Here is a 14,823-nt window from a genome sequence, read left to right as displayed (position 1 = left end):
TCCCTGGAGTTCCCTGAAAAGCGCTGTTCCCACATCCTCAATCGTCAGAATAAATCCGTGAGCTGTTCATGACCGTGCTCACGGGATGGCATATTGGATCCTGAAACATGGGCAAAATACGCGGGAAAAAAGAAGGATCCGTCCTGACTTTTTTACGAGATATCCTCACAGCAGGGGATCGGGAAGTTCCGGACCATAGACCGGAAGTTTTGACCCCGACACAAGCACTGGCCGATCTGACCGGGCGATCTTATCAAGGATCAGCTGCTTGCCCCGCGTGGTCAGCGCAAAGACCGGGACTGCTGTACCGGCCTGCAGGAGTGCCCGGGCTCCCGCGATCTGCCAGATCCATTTCGAGGCGCAGGCCGTCACGATATCCGCGATCGCAACAAGCCGTTCTGCATCCTTCTCGGTGATGCCGCTCATATGCACCCCGAAGATGAACGCATCCGGGTGCTTTTTGTGGATCGCGGCTGCCACATCGGCAGAGGCAACGGTGACCGCGACATGGGAAAATCCTTTCTCGTAGGCACGCGAGACCCCAAGGACCGGGTCTATCGTTGCATGGGCCCGGTCAAGGACGAATCCCCCTTCCTGCTCGATCCGATCCATTTCTTCTGTCAGTGGCGAGGTGCTCACGAGTCCTGACATCCTGCCACCGATGCCCTGCACCAACTCCGGTGTTGTCACGATTACGGTTCCCGCCCCGTCGCAGGCAAGGACCGCTGCATCGATACTCCCGGAGAGAATACCACAGCTGATTAGTTCGGATGCTCCGAAGCCGACAAAGTCCACGCTCCCGCTGATCTTTCGGTACGGCCGGCACATGCCCCACGATGCCATACGGTGTTCAATATTTGCTCTTACTGCAGGGGGTGTAATCTCGTTAACGGGTAAAGCAAATTTTTTTGCAAGCGGGCACTGGCGGAGCCGCGAGACCGAGACTTCCGACACTTTCCCGTCTTTAATGATAATCTTCGATCGTCCTACCGCTTCGATCACGTGAATATCCTCTTCTTTTTCAGCCATAGACTCCCTCTGTTTTTATCATTGTCCCGTTACCTGGTATCCCGTCGGTATGCATGCGGGGCAGATACTGCCGTTTTTCCGGGGCGTAACGATTGTTAACTATTGTGATCTTTTGCGGTTCATGAAATAATACCCTCTGGTGGGGTAACTTCTGCGAAGAACTATTTTAAAAAATGCCATGGAGGATCATGAGCACCGCGATCACGAGCAGCATGGCCCCGAAGAACGCCTGGATGCGATCTGCCCGGATCTTCGGGGCGATGGAAGCGCCTGCATAGGCGCCGATCGCCGCCCCGGTGCCATAGGCCGCGAGGAACGGGAGCGACACGTTCCCGAGGGCTGCCTGCGTCCCTGCACCGGCAAGCGAGGTGAGGACGATCGCAAAGAGCGAGGTTGCCACTGCATAATGGACCGGGATGCCGGCGACAACAAGCGCCGGCACAAAGAGCACTCCTCCGCTGATCCCGGTGGTGCCGGAGACGAGGCCTCCCGCTGTTCCCCAGAGGATCAGGTGCGCGTACGGGATACTGACAGAACTGTTCTCGCCACCCGGCCCGTTTATGTGGTTTTCAAGTACCGGGCCCCGGGAGACGATCCCGACCAGCCGGCAGGCCGGCCTGAGCATCTGGACGGAGATAAGGAACAGGACCAGGACAAACAGGATGACAAGTATTCGTGTGTCGATGTACGCGGTGAGTGCGGCACCGAGTGCGGCTCCGATCATGCCGGGGATGATCAGGCAGCCGGCTGCCGTATACAGGATCTTTTTCTGCCGCGCACAACAGAACGCTGCGGCAGCAGAGGCGCAGACCGTGACGGCGAGACTGGTGCCTACTGCCATCCGCTGGTCGAGGCCAAAGATCAGGGTAAGGGTGGGAACATAGAGAAAGCCGCCGCCAAGTCCGACGAGTGCGGCAACAATGCCGATTGCAAGGGCAATAAGGAATGCGAAAACCGGCAGGATCATGCGGGATCACCTCTACTGGTCAGGAACTGGTATCCCTCACGGAAAGCGGGAGGTCGGGCAGGAGTATCGTGGCAATCGTAACAGGAAGGCCCGTGCAAAACCTGCAAAAAACAGTACCGGGGGTCTGAAGGTGCTGTACCCCCCGGTGAATATCTTATAAGACAGTTATTGCATGAGGCGTGGGCGATCCGGATCGTATGCGCCTGTACCCGATGCATAATCCGGATCGCAGGGATTTGATCGTCCCTTATAGGAGTGTCGCATGGCTGACCTCCTGTGGTGTTATTGATGTGTGGTGTCCCGATAGAGCCCGGGATGGCTGTTTGACCGTGGACGTGTGGAAGCCGGGTACATTGACCCGCGTCTTTTGTGAGGCCTGCGAACCGGTGCTGGTTGCAGTGCTCGTGGAGCCTTGACATTACTGCATGGGCCTACAATCCTGCCCCGATCCCCTGACCCCGCAGTCCCGGCCGGACAGTGCAGCGGTAAGCAGGGTGTGCGCTGCCCTGGGTGCTGCATGGTCCGGGTGAGTGAGGGTGAAACTCATGGTTCGTTTCCGTTCACAATTGTGAACTATATTTTATGTGCGCCGGTACCCTATTAATAAGTTAGTAAAGTGACGGGTTTTGCCGAAATTTTCACGTTCATTTGTACCGATGAGCCGGTGAAAAATGCCTGAAAATCAAGTTCCAATCCGTGATCAGATCATTTTGATGAGTGCTTTGGGGACTGGAGGAGTTTCTTCACTATTCTTGTTAAGAACTGCACGTTTATTGAGGGGACGGCATGCGTGACCGGGGTGGAGACCACTACTGGCGGTAACCTTCGTAAAAAAAGAGAAAATCAGGACAGTCCCGTTCAACGGACACCCTCAAAGAAGACCGGCCAGAATGGATCCTGCTTCGGAACGGCAAGTGGAACCGTGGATCCATCACGCCGGGTTATGACCCGGTGATGGGGCAAATCCGTCACTGTTCCGATGACCGACGCGGCAATACCAGCCAGCTTGAGTGCCTGGATGATAGCGGGAGAGGATGCCGGCTCTGCGGTAATGAGGAGCGAGCCCTCGGCAATCGCTGCCACCGGGTCGATGCCAAACGCCTCGCAGACCATCCGGACCTCGGGGGGATAGACAAACCGGGTCTCGTCGATGCACATGCCGACCCCGCTTGCATCGGCGATCTCAAAGAGGCCGCCAATAACCCCTCCTTCAGTGGCATCGTGCATGGCCGTAACTCCTCCGGCTTTTTTGGCGACCTGTGCATCGAGCACCACGCTCATCTGCCGGCAGAGTGCCTGCGCTTTTCCTATGAGGTCGTCCGGGTACCTGCCACGCAGATCTTTTTCGCGCACGACTGCAAGGATGGCCGCTGTCTCGATCGCCGGCCCTTTGGTAAGGATCACATCGTTTCCCGGCCGTGCGCCCGCAGGGGTGACAATGGTGTTTTTGTCCGCGATGGCAAAGACAGTCACTCCCCCGATGGTCGGCGAGGCAAATCCCGGGTAGTATCCCGTATGTCCCCCGACAATGGCAATCCCGAGATCGCAGGCTGTCCGGTGAATAGCGTTGACGATTGTTTTGAAGTCCGCATCGGGAGTCTCGGGAGGAAGCAGCAGGGAATAGGTCATGTACTGTGGCTGTACCCCCATCACCGCCACGTCGCTTGCCCCGATATGGACCGTATACCAGCCGAACATCTCCAGCGGCTGTCCGGGGGTCGCAAAGATCGGGTCCTCGGCAACCACCAGCACCCGGCCGTCACCGAGATCGATCACCCCGGCATCAATGCCCGTGCCGGGCGGTACAATGACGGACGGATCCGGTTTTCCTAACCTGTGCAACAGGAACTGTGTGAAGATCTCAACGTCGATCTTACCGATTTTGGGTTTGCCTGTACTCATGGTAATCCTTCGCGAGTGTGCATATCTGGCCGGCGACTTCAAGCGGATCGTGTCCGACAAGAACGGAGACCGGCTCTTTCCCCACTGCCCCCGTCTCATAGAATATTTTGGGTGCCCTGCCACCGGCGGCGCGCACGGCCTCGCCCACCTTCCAGGGCATCGACGCCCCTTCCGCCGCTTTGATCTCGTCCGGCTCGCCCCTCCGGTCAATCACGGAAAAGATCCAGCCCCGTGCACGGCAGTAATCTTCAAGCCATGCCGCAAGGTGCGGGGTGTTTGCGAAATCGACACCTGCCCTCACGGAGGGATCGACTTTCCGCAACTCTATAATCAGCCGCGCCATGTGGCTGGATGCCCCGAACCGGGGTTTTCCGGCCGCACGCGGCATACCCTGTATGACCGTGATCCGCCCGTCGACCGCAAGGACATCGTCACGGGACCGTGCCTCTTTTTTTGCATACACAAGGTTTGACCTGACCTCAGGGATCAGGGATGCAAATTCCCGGCACTCTTCGATCTGGTCAAGGGCAAGGCAGAACCTTCCCCGCATATCGATTATCTCGTCATCCATTTCGTCACCCTAGTACATTTCAGAGTGCGAGCATGCGTTCGATCGCACCCCGGGCACGGGAAGCGATCTCTTCGGGTACCGTGATCCTGGGTTTGAGCGTGACCAGTGCGTCGCGGACTTTTACAAGGTCGGTCTTTTTCATGTTCACACAAACTGCCTTGTCCGAGAGCGGGTAACAGTGCTTGTCCGGGCACTCCTTTGCGAGTCGGTGCAGCATGCCGTTCTCGGTGCCGATGATAAACTCGTTCTCTGGATTGGATTTTACATGGGTAAGGATCCCTGACGTGCTCGCCACGTGATCAGCGCAATCGATAACCTCTGGCCTGCACTCGGGATGGACGAGTACGACCGCACCCGGGTGCTCCCTTTTAGCGCGGGCCACATCGGCAGGGGTTAATCGGTCGTGGACGAGGCAGAACCCTTCCCAGGGGAGGACGGTCTTTTTTGTGAACCGTGCCGCGTACTGCCCGAGGTTCTTGTCCGGCACAAAGATCACCGTATCCTCTTTTACCGAATTTACCACCTTTACCGCGTTTGCCGAGGTGCAGCAGATATCGCTCTCTGCCTTGACGTCTGCGGTCGTGTTGACGTAGCAGACGACTGCTGCATCGGGGTGACGGGTGCGTGCGAACCTGAGTTCCTCTGCACTCACCATCCCGGCCATGGGACAGCAGGCATCCGGTGCAGGCAGGAGAACGGTCTTTTCCGGTGAGAGGATCGCGGCGGTCTCGGCCATGAAATCGACCCCGCAGAAGACGATTACGTCGCCGTTCTTTCCGACAGCCGCACGGGCGAGTTCCAGCGAATCGCCGATGACATCCGCGATGTCCTGGATCTCGGGACGCTGGTAGTTGTGCGCGAGGATGATCGCGTTCTTCTGCTCTTTAAGCCGCAGGATCTCTTCCTGCAGCAGGGTGATGTCCTGCATTACGGTAACACGCTCTCCCGGTTGTATCGTAATAGTATGTCGTGGTGCATCAAATACCCGCTTATCAGGAGCCTGCGGGCAGGTGGCCGGTACCGGGCAGTTTATGCCCCCGGCTTTCCTATCATTTCATCAGACAATGAAAGTCATTCTGCCGGATCAGGGTGTCCGGGTGATGGAGGAGGGCCCGGGGACAGTCGGGGCGCTCCTGCACGAGATCGGGATAAATCCCCTTGAGGTGATCGTGTCCCGGAACGGGAAGCTCGTTCCCGAGCAGGCCCCAATCGGCGGGAACGACGAGATACGGATCATCCGGATCGCGCACGGGGGATAAGTCCGTGGAGCCGCGTGCCTTACCCGCTGGAGTCCCGGTCTGCGCCTGCTGTGGCGAACCAGCAGTGGTCTACCAGCCGGTCACCCGGCGCCATCTCTGCGGCCCGCACCTTGTCCGGGATGTAGAAGAGCGCGTCCTTTCGACCATACAGGAATACGGGCAGATCCACCCGGGCGACCGGATCGCGGTGGGCTTAAGCGGGGGAAAGGACAGCACGGCGCTCCTTGTGATCCTCTCCCGGCTCCTGCCTGCATGGCCGGGTGCCAGCCTTGTTGCCATCACCGTGGATGAGGGTATTGCCGGTTACCGTGCCGACACCATGCGTGCAGCGGAGAGCCTTACCAGACGACTTGGCGTGGAACACCGCATCATCTCGTTCCGCGAACTTATCGGTGACGATCTCGATACCCTGCTTATCGGGCGGGAGGCGCAGGCCTGCACCATCTGCGGCATCCTGCGCAAAAAAGCCCTCGCGGATGCTGCGCGGGCCACCGGTGCGACCGCGATTGCCACCGGCCACAACCTCGATGATGAGGCACAGTCGGTGCTGATGAATGCGTTCAGGGGAGACCTGCCCAGGCTTGTCCGCACGACAGGTACCGGTACATCCGCAGCGTTTCTTCCGAGGATCAAACCGCTCATGGCAATCCCGGAGAAGGAGATCGCATCCTATCTCTTCGTGCAGGACCTTTTTTCGGTGCTGCCCGAGTGCCCGTACACGAAGTATGCCCTGCGGGCCGAAGTCCGCACCCTGCTTTCGGAGTATGAGTGCCGCCACCCCGGGACGATGCAGTACCTCATAAAAAGCAAAAGAACCCTCGAAAAGTACTGTGCCGGGACACCGGTCATGGACTCTTTGCACCGCTGCCGGGAGTGTGGCGATCCTTGTTCCGGGGACCTCTGCCAGGTCTGCCGGCTCCGGCACTCACTTCTCAAGTGATGGGGCGCCCTGCACGCGCCCGGGGTGGGAGTAGATATTGAGTTTCGTGCTTCTGACAAACCCGACGATACACAAGCCGTTCTGTTCTGCGATGGTGACGGCAAGCGTCGTCGTCGCTCCCCGCGAGACCATCACCGGGATGTTTGCGATCAGGCACTTGCGTACCATCTCCGAGGAGATGCGCCCCGAGCAGATGGCAAACGTCTCTGAAAAATCGATCCTGTTCCGGAGCCCATAGCCGATCACCCGGTCGAGCGCGTTGTGCCTCCCGATGTCCTCGGAACGGGCAATGATACCGTTTGCCGATGCAAGCCCGACTACGTGGATGCCGCCGGTCATTTTATGCAGGTCGGATTCGAGCACGTCTCTGACGGTTGTCCGGATCAGCTCGGGGGTGAGGGAGAGAGCCGAGGTAATCTTTGGCAGTTTCTCGGTATCGATATAGGATGTGGCGCCCCCGCACCCGGAGAGGATGGTCTTTTTGGGGCCGAGCACTTTAAAGAGATTTTTTGTGATCACGCTGATCCGGTTCTTCTCGATCCTGATGGATTCAATCTCGTCGGTGCCCTTGATGATCTGCTCGGTAAAGAGGTAGCCGGTGACAAAGTCTTCAAGGTTTACCGGGCTCATCATCGCGGTCATCGCGTGCCTGCCGTTTACGAACAGGGCCTCGGGCACCTCGTCGATGACCTCGTGGGTCCCGGCTGTCGCTGAGTCGCCATCCATCTTTATGCAGGGGATGTGTTTGAACATCGGTACGGTCATCTGGGTCACCACGGGAATATTCTGGTCAGGATTTTCTTTTGGCAGGCGCGAGCACTTCATCCATGCTCCCGCTGCGGTATCCTGCAAGATCGAGTGTCACGTAGGAGAACCCGAGCGCGGAGAGGGTGCCTGCCACCGCAGCATGCATATCCAGTACTGCGTGCATCTCCTCTTTAGGCACTTCGATCCGTGCAACCGTCCCGTGCACTCTCACCCGTACCTGACGGAACCCGTTTTTGTGCAGGAAGGCCTCGGCCTCTTCGACCATATGGAGTTTTTCATCCGTTATCGTATCCCCGTAGGGGATGCGGGAGGAGAGGCAGGCCGCCGAGGGCTTGTCCCAGAAGTCAAATCCTCCGGCCCGGGCGCACTCCCGGATATCGTTCTTGGTCATGCCCGCGTCAAGGAACGGGTGGACGATCCCCTCCTCGGTGCTTGCAGCAAGACCGGGCCGGTGTTCCCCGGTATCCGAGACATTGATACCGTCGGCGACACAGGCAAGTCCCAGTTCCTGAGCCCGCCGTTTTAAGACCGCCGCCGAGTTCTTCTTGCACCAGTAGCAGCGCTCGGCCGGATTTTTCGTGAACCGTTCGTCGTCCATCACGGTGACCGGGAGGATTTCGAGGTGAAGGTGGTAGTCACGGGCGATCCGTCGCGCCTCTTCGACTGCCTCGCGGGGGACGACCGGGCTGTCGAGAAGGACGCACCGGCTCTTATCCCCAAGTGCCTCCCGTGCCAGCACTGCAAGCAGGCTGCTGTCCACGCCACCGGAGAATGCGACAAGCATCGACCCCTGCTCTGCAATCTTTCCAAGGACAAGTTTGCGACAGGCCGTAATGTCCATAATACCTCCCTGAAGTCTGAAAAATGGAATTAAAATAAAATGAAAAATCAGCTGCCGCACCGGTGGTTCTCGGTACTGCTGCTTCCGCACTGGTACTCCTCGCCCTCCCGGAGCTGGTGGCAGATATCGCAGGTGCGCTGCACGAGGTTCACATCCCTGCCCTCTTTTAAATCCCGGGCAAGCTGTTCTATTGACTGCTTGATATCGTTCTCGAACTCGATGCGGTAACCGCGTTTCCCGGAGAGGTACTGGGAGACTGCCGATGGTGCGATCTCCAGCATCCGCGCCGCTTCTACCTGCGACACGCCACATTTCACGAGTTCCACCGCGATAGCCGCACGTATCGCCGGCAGGACATCCCATACGATCTTCTGGCAGGGGGCTTCCATTACATCACAACCTTTAAGTTATTACAATTGTCACATAAATACGTTGTATTCACAATTGTGAATTGGTCATTCAACCATAAAAAACAGTTGTTACTTTGTGCGCTAAAAAATGAAACACATGGCGCACTACCCACAGGATCCGGGGCAGTTCATCCTCATGACTGCACCGGCCGGGAAGCACCGGGCCACATCATTGTGGCAACAAAAGAATAATCAGACGACAAACGCACATATTCACGTACACGAAGGAAAGAGAGTATGGGACACCAGCGCATCATCTACATGGATCATTCCGCAACGACGTATGCAAAGAAAGAAGTCGTCGATGCGATGATCCCCTTCTTTACCCAGCACTTCGGCAACCCCTCGTCCATCTACGGGATCGCCCGCGAATCGAAGAATGCCATTGACACGGCCCGGGCACAGGTCGCAAAAGCGCTCGGGGCAGACCCGGACGAGATCTATTTTACCTCATGCGGGAGCGAATCCGACAACTGGGCGATTAAAGGCGTTGCCTACGCCAACCGAAAGCGGGGCAACCACATCATCACGACAGCGATCGAGCACCACGCAGTCATCCACACCTGCCAGTTCCTTGAAAAAGAGGGATTTGCGGTGACCTACCTCCCGGTCGACCAGTACGGTCGCGTCGATCCTGCGGACCTTGAGATGGCGATCACCGACAAGACGATCCTCATCTCGATCATGTACGCGAACAACGAGATCGGCACGATTGAACCGATCCGGGAACTCGCGGAGGTCGCAAAGAAGCACAAGGTGTACTTCCATACCGATGCGGTGCAGGCGATAGGAAACGTGCCCATCGATGTGAAAGCGCAGAATATCGATATGCTCTCGCTCTCCGCCCACAAGTTCTATGGCCCGAAAGGCGTCGGGGCGCTCTATATTAAAAAAGGCGTCCGGATCGAGAACCTGATCCACGGCGGCGGCCAGGAAAGGAAGAAGCGGGCCGGTACCGAGAATATTGCCGGGATTGTCGGGTGCGGGAAAGCGATTGAACTTGCCACCGCCGATATCAAAGGCCATAATATCAGGATCCGGGCGATGAGGGACCGGCTCATTAAGGGCGTTCTTGAGAAGATACCCAATGCCCGGCTCAACGGGCACCCGACCGAACGGCTGCCGGGGAACTTCAACGTCAGTTTCGAATTTATCGAAGGAGAGTCGATGCTTCTCTGGCTTGACGATGAAGGTATCTGTGCATCGACCGGCAGCGCCTGCACATCAGGTTCGCTCGAACCCTCGCATGTGCTGCTTGCCACCGGCCTCCCGGTGGAGATCTCGCATGGTTCGCTGCGGCTGACACTTGGCGATGCCAATACCGAAGAGGATGTCGATTTCGTGCTCGAAGTGCTGCCGAAAGTGGTATCACGTCTGCGGGACATGTCTCCCTTGTACCAGAAGGCAAAGACCGGAGGGTCATAAATGTACAGTGAAACCGTGATGGATCATTTCAAAAACCCGCGTAATGTCGGGGAGATCGAGAACCCGGATGGTGTCGGGGAGGTCGGGAACCCGGTCTGCGGCGATATCATGAAGATCTTCTTGAAGATCGAGAACAATATCGTCGTCGATGCAAAGTTCAAGACGTTCGGCTGCGGGGCGGCCATCGCGTCAAGCAGCATGGCAACCGAGCTTGTCCGGGGAAAATCACTTGAGGATGCGTGGAAGCTCTCCAATAAAGCGGTCGCCGAGGCACTTGACGGCCTGCCGCCCATCAAGATGCACTGCTCGGTGCTCGCCGAAGAAGGCATCCACAAGGCGATCAACGATTATCGCGTCAAGCACGGCCTTCCCCAGTGGGAAGAAACGTCCCCCCATTCACATGAACACGGTGAAGAGTCCGGGTGTCAACTGTAGGGCAGAGACTTCGTATCCGATCCAGTAATTTCAGGTAAAACTGATGCTCTCCAAACGCGAACGCGAGCGGTACAAACGGCAGATGATGCTCTTTGGCGACGAAGGGCAGGAACGCCTTAAAAAGGCCAATATTTTTATTGCCGGGGCCGGTGGGCTTGGCTCCCCGGTCTCGATCTACCTTGCGGTGGCCGGTGTCGGTACCCTCACGGTAGTTGACAAGGACGTCGTGGAGCTGACCAATCTCAACCGTCAGATCCTGCACTACGACCGGGATATCGGTAAAAAGAAGGTTGCCTCGGCGGAGGAAAAACTTCGGGCGATCAATCCCGATATTACTGTGAAGGTCATCGATACGACCATCGATGAATTGAACTGTGCCCGGCTCGTCGGCCGGGCGGATGGCATTGTCGATGCGATGGACAACTATCCCACCCGGTACCTGCTCAACGATATCGCACTTCAAAAGAATATTCCGCTTTTCCACGGTGCCATACGGGGATTCTATGGGCAGGCGACGACCATTATCCCGGGAAAGACCGCGTGCCTGCGCTGTATCTTCCCGTCTGCTCCCCCAAAGGAAGTCTTCCCTGTTGTCGGGGTGACACCGGGATTTATCGGGATGATCCAGGTCAACGAGGTGCTCAAGTACCTGCTGGGCACCGGTGAACTCCTGGCAAACCGCCTCCTGATCTGGGACGGGATGACAGCGCACGCGGAAGAAATTTCTGTCGTAAGAAACCCGGCCTGCATGTCGTGCGGATCAGGGCCTGCACCAAAGAAGACAACCGCAGTAAATGCAAAGAAGATACCAAAGGGGAAGAAAAAATGACTATCAAGATCCGGTTTTTCGCCCGGTTCCGGGAACTGCTCGGGACCGATATCGTGGTCGCTGTCCCGAAGAACAAGGGATTGTCTGACCTCATAAAAGATGTAGTCAGCAGGAACAAGGAAGGGTACGATGCGATCTTCGATGAGAAGGGCGCCTTCCGCGAGTTTGTTATCCTGATGCAGAACGGGAAACGCCTTGAAACCTCCGATGCCCCGAAGATCAAGGTTGCTGATGGCGATGAGATTGCGGTATTCCCCCCGGTTGCGGGGGGATAAGCGGTAAGGGTGCGGTTATGATTGCGATCCAGACCGAAGATGTCGATATCGGGATGCTGATCAACGAGGCAAAGCAGCGGGGAACCGGTGCTATCGTTGTCTTTGACGGGATCGTCCGGGACGATGATATCCGCGAGATGGAACTGGAGGCGTACGAAGAAGTTGCGCTCCCTGAACTGGAGAAGATCGCCACCGAGGCAAAAAAGACCTACAACCTCCTCTCTGTCGACATCATCCACAGGATCGGTCGCCTTGCCGTCGGAGAGAATATCCTGATCATTGTTGTCAGCGCGGGGCACCGCAAACAGGCCTACGAAGGCTCCCGGTATATCATCGAGACGATAAAAGCCGGTGTCCCGATCTGGAAAAAAGAGCTGACAAAAGATGGCGGCCGGTGGGTGCCCGGTGAGCACCAGCACGGGTGCGGGGCCGGGAAATAACCTTTGCAAACCAGGAAACTGCTTGGGTATTTCCTGTCAGGCCACCTTCTTTTCCGTGAGTTTCCGGTATATCTCTTCACCCACGCATTCTTTGGCATGCTTACACCACTGCACGCACGATGCGATATCGTTGTAGATAACAAACCCGCATCTGCTGCACTTTACGGAGACATCGTTTGAGAAAAGTTCCACTTCTTCCCCGCACTGCGGGCACTTCTTGATCGTAAGTGTCGGTGTTCTTATGTTTGCCGCACCGGGACAGTGATCGAACATGCTGCCATTCCTCTCACGTATGTTGTCCTCCCGGTACATGAACCGGACGGTTCTCCCGTTTCATCTCATAAATGGGAAGGCTCGTAAAGAGAGTGATAGGGTCTATTGTCATGTCTCCTGCAGGATACGGCAGGAGAATCGTGTGGCTGCTATCCAAAGATGTATGAGCGCCCGGTGCAAAGATTCCGGCAGGTTATGTCCGAAAAGCAGTTTCTTTCAACGGTAAAATACGTCGCATCCACAAAACCGGCTTTTCTGCTTTCCGAGATTGCAGTCTACCTTGATGAGTCGGAGACCGTCGATCAGATGTACACGGCGCTCCTGCCGCACCTTGCCAATCTCGGGCTCACTGCAAAAAAGATCGATAAGGATTACGAGGTCTCACGGCTCCTGCCATCCCCGGCATATTGCCTGAACGCTGTTGAGGAACAACGCCTCGGGGAGTACCTTGACCTCCAAGGCCTTCCCCCGACATATGAAGAGGCCATCGGGCAGTATATCACCAGAAAAACCGGCAAAGACTGGTCTGACCCGGTCATCATCGAACGGCTCCGCCGTGCCATTGTTGCCCAGAAGGATGATTACTGGAAACCGACAAACAAAAGGTCTCTCCAGTATTCAAAAGGGTATTCGGTGCTTGGCTATCTTGCGTACCATTTCCCGGTCTACTTCATGCAGAGCCGGTACCTGCTTGCCCAGCTCGCCCGTGACGGCCTGCTGAAACGTGAGATGACGATCCTCGATCTCGGTACCGGGCCGGGTGTCATACCGCTTGCCATCGCGGATTTCTGGACATGTCTGGATACGGCCCGGGCAACGGTATTCCCGGTCGAGCGTTCAAAAGAGCACATCGAGGCGTTTTCGTATCTTGCCAAAAGTGTAGCCACAAAGGATTCCCCGGTAACAATAAAACCCGCTCTCGAAGCGGATATTACCGCACCCGTGGATGTGGCGCTGCCCGAACGAATCGACCTTATGGTCTTTTCAAACGTTCTCAACGAACTTGCCGACCTTCCTGTTGCGGCACGTGCAGACATCGTGATGAAATACGCAGAAAGGCTCTCGCCAGATGGAACAATCCTGATTATTGAACCGGCAGAGGAAGCGACATCCACCGGCCTACGTGTCATGTCCCTTGCGCTGAAAAAGCGGGGGCTCTCGATCTACGCGCCCTGTACCTATGTCTGGGGCACCAACTGCACGCCGGACCGGTGCTGGAGTTTTGTGACGGCACCCTGTATCCGGCCCATCCGGATCATGAACACGCTTGCGGCGTGCAACGAGCCGTTCCGGTACGTGAACACCGATATCAAGTACAGTTACGTGATGTTACGGAAGGACGGGAAAACACGTTCTCCCTGTTGCATTCCAAAGGACACTAATGCCCTGCGTTTGTCCCGGATACACCTGAACGTGGGAAAACGGATCAACGTTGTCGCGGCGAAGATGTCCGAGGATCTCGGCGATAAGGAGACCCACATGTTCAGGCTTTGCGATGGCTCTGCGGAAAAGCCGGTGTACGGGGTGCTGCCGGCTTTTCATATTACTCCAGAAAATCAGGAACTTGTGTCTGCGCCGTATGGGGCGGTGCTTGTGATACGGAATGTGCTGGTACGGTACAACCCGGCGCATGACGCGTATAATGTGCTCGTGAGCAGGAATACACAGATACTCAAATCGACTCCGATGGAAACATGACCCCGCCAATATACAACGTTTGCGGCGGTTGTGATGATCGTGTATGTGGGGGATGTAATTCCTGTCGGGTTGCGCCAGATATCGTAGAGACCGACAACGATAAAGATCGGAGTTTTAACGGAATTGTACTCCCATGAAAAGGATAAGAACTCAAAACCCTGGGGAACCCGGTCTGAAAATCCCAGAATACTGCTCCCTGGTCTTTTCGGAACAAAAAAAGATTGTTTTAACTGGTACCTTTACATCCACTTTCCCACTACGGGTGTATCCCCGGCAATCCCCAACGTTACCGATTTGTCTACTTTTCCATCGAAATTATAATTAAGGTACCAGGTTCCGGTCGAGTTCCGGAACACGCCGATCCCGGAGTGCCCGGTGTTGTTCCAGTCTCCAATAACCGGCAGGTCCCCACTCTTACCCAGGCGTGCCTGCCTGGCAACCGTTGAACTGAAGTTATAACTTGCATACCAGGTACCGGTTGAGGGCCGGAATACACCGATATCGGAGTGCCCGGCATTGTTCCAGTCTCCAATAACCGGCAGGTCGCCACTCTTGCCAAAGGTTACCTGTTTGTCGACCGTTCCATCGAAGTTGTAATCAAGATACCAGGTACCGGTTGATGGCCGGAATACACCGATCTCGGATATTCCGTCTCCGTTCCAGTCTCCAACGACCGGTATGTCACCATTCTGGCCAAAGGTTACCTGTTTGTCGACCGTTCCATCGAAGTTATAATCCAGATACCAGGTTCCGGTTGATGG

General features: G+C 56.4%; 18 protein-coding genes. 8 read left to right on the top strand and 10 right to left on the bottom strand.

What is annotated here, in order from left to right:
• Positions 1-165: 165 nt before the first annotated feature.
• The 5 genes from WCX19_RS05770 to nadA form a co-directional block, all read right to left on the bottom strand.
• A complete protein-coding gene (locus WCX19_RS05770) occupies positions 166-1,029 on the bottom strand; it encodes a methanogenesis marker 8 protein (protein WP_373006062.1) in 864 nt (287 codons plus the stop codon).
• 166 nt (positions 1,030-1,195) lie between these two features.
• Positions 1,196-1,996 (bottom strand): sulfite exporter TauE/SafE family protein, encoded by an 801-nt coding sequence (locus WCX19_RS05765; RefSeq protein WP_373006060.1) that lies wholly within the window; start codon positions 1,994-1,996, stop codon positions 1,196-1,198.
• 858 nt (positions 1,997-2,854) lie between these two features.
• Complete coding sequence (locus WCX19_RS05760; RefSeq protein ID WP_373006058.1) at positions 2,855-3,898, bottom strand: AIR synthase family protein; 1,044 nt, start codon at positions 3,896-3,898, stop codon at positions 2,855-2,857.
• On the bottom strand, positions 3,870-4,469 hold the full coding sequence (locus tag WCX19_RS05755) for a thiamine-phosphate synthase family protein (RefSeq protein ID WP_373006056.1): 600 nt from the start codon (positions 4,467-4,469) through the stop codon (positions 3,870-3,872). Before WCX19_RS05755 ends, WCX19_RS05760 begins: the two co-directional genes overlap by 29 nt.
• 19 nt (positions 4,470-4,488) lie before the next feature.
• On the bottom strand, positions 4,489-5,397 hold the full coding sequence (gene nadA, locus WCX19_RS05750; protein WP_373006054.1) for a quinolinate synthase NadA: 909 nt from the start codon (positions 5,395-5,397) through the stop codon (positions 4,489-4,491).
• 136 nt (positions 5,398-5,533) lie between these two features.
• Between nadA and WCX19_RS05745 the strand changes: the two genes are divergently transcribed.
• Together WCX19_RS05745 and WCX19_RS05740 are read left to right on the top strand one after the other, a co-directional pair.
• Positions 5,534-5,728: a MoaD/ThiS family protein gene (locus WCX19_RS05745; protein WP_373006052.1), complete on the top strand. Its 195-nt coding sequence runs from the start codon at positions 5,534-5,536 to the stop codon at positions 5,726-5,728.
• Between the two features lie 4 nt (positions 5,729-5,732).
• A complete protein-coding gene (locus WCX19_RS05740) occupies positions 5,733-6,668 on the top strand; it encodes a TIGR00269 family protein (RefSeq protein WP_373006050.1) in 936 nt (311 codons plus the stop codon).
• On the opposite strand, the gene fdhD is transcribed toward WCX19_RS05740, so the two are convergent.
• The 3 genes from fdhD to WCX19_RS05725 are packed head-to-tail and all read right to left on the bottom strand — an operon-like array spanning position 6,654 to position 8,666.
• On the bottom strand, positions 6,654-7,493 hold the full coding sequence (gene fdhD / locus WCX19_RS05735) for a formate dehydrogenase accessory sulfurtransferase FdhD (RefSeq protein WP_373006048.1): 840 nt from the start codon (positions 7,491-7,493) through the stop codon (positions 6,654-6,656). The two genes, WCX19_RS05740 and fdhD, sit on opposite strands and share 15 nt — an antisense overlap.
• On the bottom strand, positions 7,459-8,277 hold the full coding sequence (gene larE, locus WCX19_RS05730; protein WP_373006046.1) for an ATP-dependent sacrificial sulfur transferase LarE: 819 nt from the start codon (positions 8,275-8,277) through the stop codon (positions 7,459-7,461). Before larE ends, fdhD begins: the two co-directional genes overlap by 35 nt.
• Positions 8,278-8,324: 47 nt before the next feature.
• Positions 8,325-8,666, bottom strand: coding sequence for a transcriptional regulator (locus WCX19_RS05725; protein ID WP_373006044.1), 342 nt, complete (start codon positions 8,664-8,666; stop codon positions 8,325-8,327).
• A gap of 258 nt (positions 8,667-8,924) precedes the next feature.
• Here WCX19_RS05725 and nifS point away from each other — a divergent pair, with 258 nt between their 5' ends.
• Genes nifS through WCX19_RS05700 form a run of 5 tightly spaced genes read left to right on the top strand, consistent with a single transcriptional unit; the run spans position 8,925 to position 12,091 of the window.
• A complete protein-coding gene (nifS, locus tag WCX19_RS05720) occupies positions 8,925-10,112 on the top strand; it encodes a cysteine desulfurase NifS (RefSeq protein WP_373006042.1) in 1,188 nt (395 codons plus the stop codon).
• Entirely contained in the window at positions 10,113-10,547 is a 435-nt protein-coding gene (gene nifU, locus WCX19_RS05715) for a Fe-S cluster assembly scaffold protein NifU (RefSeq protein WP_373006040.1), read from the top strand.
• A 43-nt stretch (positions 10,548-10,590) separates the two neighbouring features.
• Entirely contained in the window at positions 10,591-11,376 is a 786-nt protein-coding gene (locus tag WCX19_RS05710) for a ThiF family adenylyltransferase (RefSeq protein ID WP_373006038.1), read from the top strand.
• Positions 11,373-11,651, top strand: coding sequence for a ubiquitin-like small modifier protein 1 (locus WCX19_RS05705; RefSeq protein ID WP_373006036.1), 279 nt, complete (start codon positions 11,373-11,375; stop codon positions 11,649-11,651). The genes WCX19_RS05710 and WCX19_RS05705 overlap by 4 nt, the downstream gene beginning before the upstream one ends.
• A gap of 17 nt (positions 11,652-11,668) precedes the next feature.
• Positions 11,669-12,091 carry a molybdenum cofactor biosynthesis protein MoaE gene (locus WCX19_RS05700; RefSeq protein WP_373006034.1) on the top strand — a complete coding sequence of 141 codons (423 nt, stop codon included), beginning with the start codon at positions 11,669-11,671 and terminating at the stop codon, positions 12,089-12,091.
• Positions 12,092-12,127: 36 nt separating this feature from the next.
• Here WCX19_RS05700 and WCX19_RS05695 read toward each other — a convergent pair whose 3' ends face one another.
• Positions 12,128-12,403 carry a hypothetical protein gene (locus WCX19_RS05695; RefSeq protein ID WP_373006032.1) on the bottom strand — a complete coding sequence of 92 codons (276 nt, stop codon included), beginning with the start codon at positions 12,401-12,403 and terminating at the stop codon, positions 12,128-12,130.
• A gap of 156 nt (positions 12,404-12,559) precedes the next feature.
• Here WCX19_RS05695 and WCX19_RS05690 point away from each other — a divergent pair, with 156 nt between their 5' ends.
• Positions 12,560-14,062: a small ribosomal subunit Rsm22 family protein gene (locus WCX19_RS05690; RefSeq protein ID WP_373006030.1), complete on the top strand. Its 1,503-nt coding sequence runs from the start codon at positions 12,560-12,562 to the stop codon at positions 14,060-14,062.
• Positions 14,063-14,301: 239 nt separating this feature from the next.
• Here WCX19_RS05690 and WCX19_RS05685 read toward each other — a convergent pair.
• Positions 14,302-14,823: hypothetical protein (locus WCX19_RS05685; RefSeq protein ID WP_373006028.1), on the bottom strand; the 522-nt coding region annotated here is incomplete at its 5' end.

Origin of the sequence: Methanoregula sp., from assembly GCF_041663825.1 — an archaeon.
In the GTDB taxonomy this organism is placed as follows: Archaea; Halobacteriota; Methanomicrobia; order Methanomicrobiales; family Methanospirillaceae; genus Methanoregula.
Note: the sequence above shows the minus strand (reverse complement) of the source record. Positions and strands in the feature narration are given on the sequence as shown.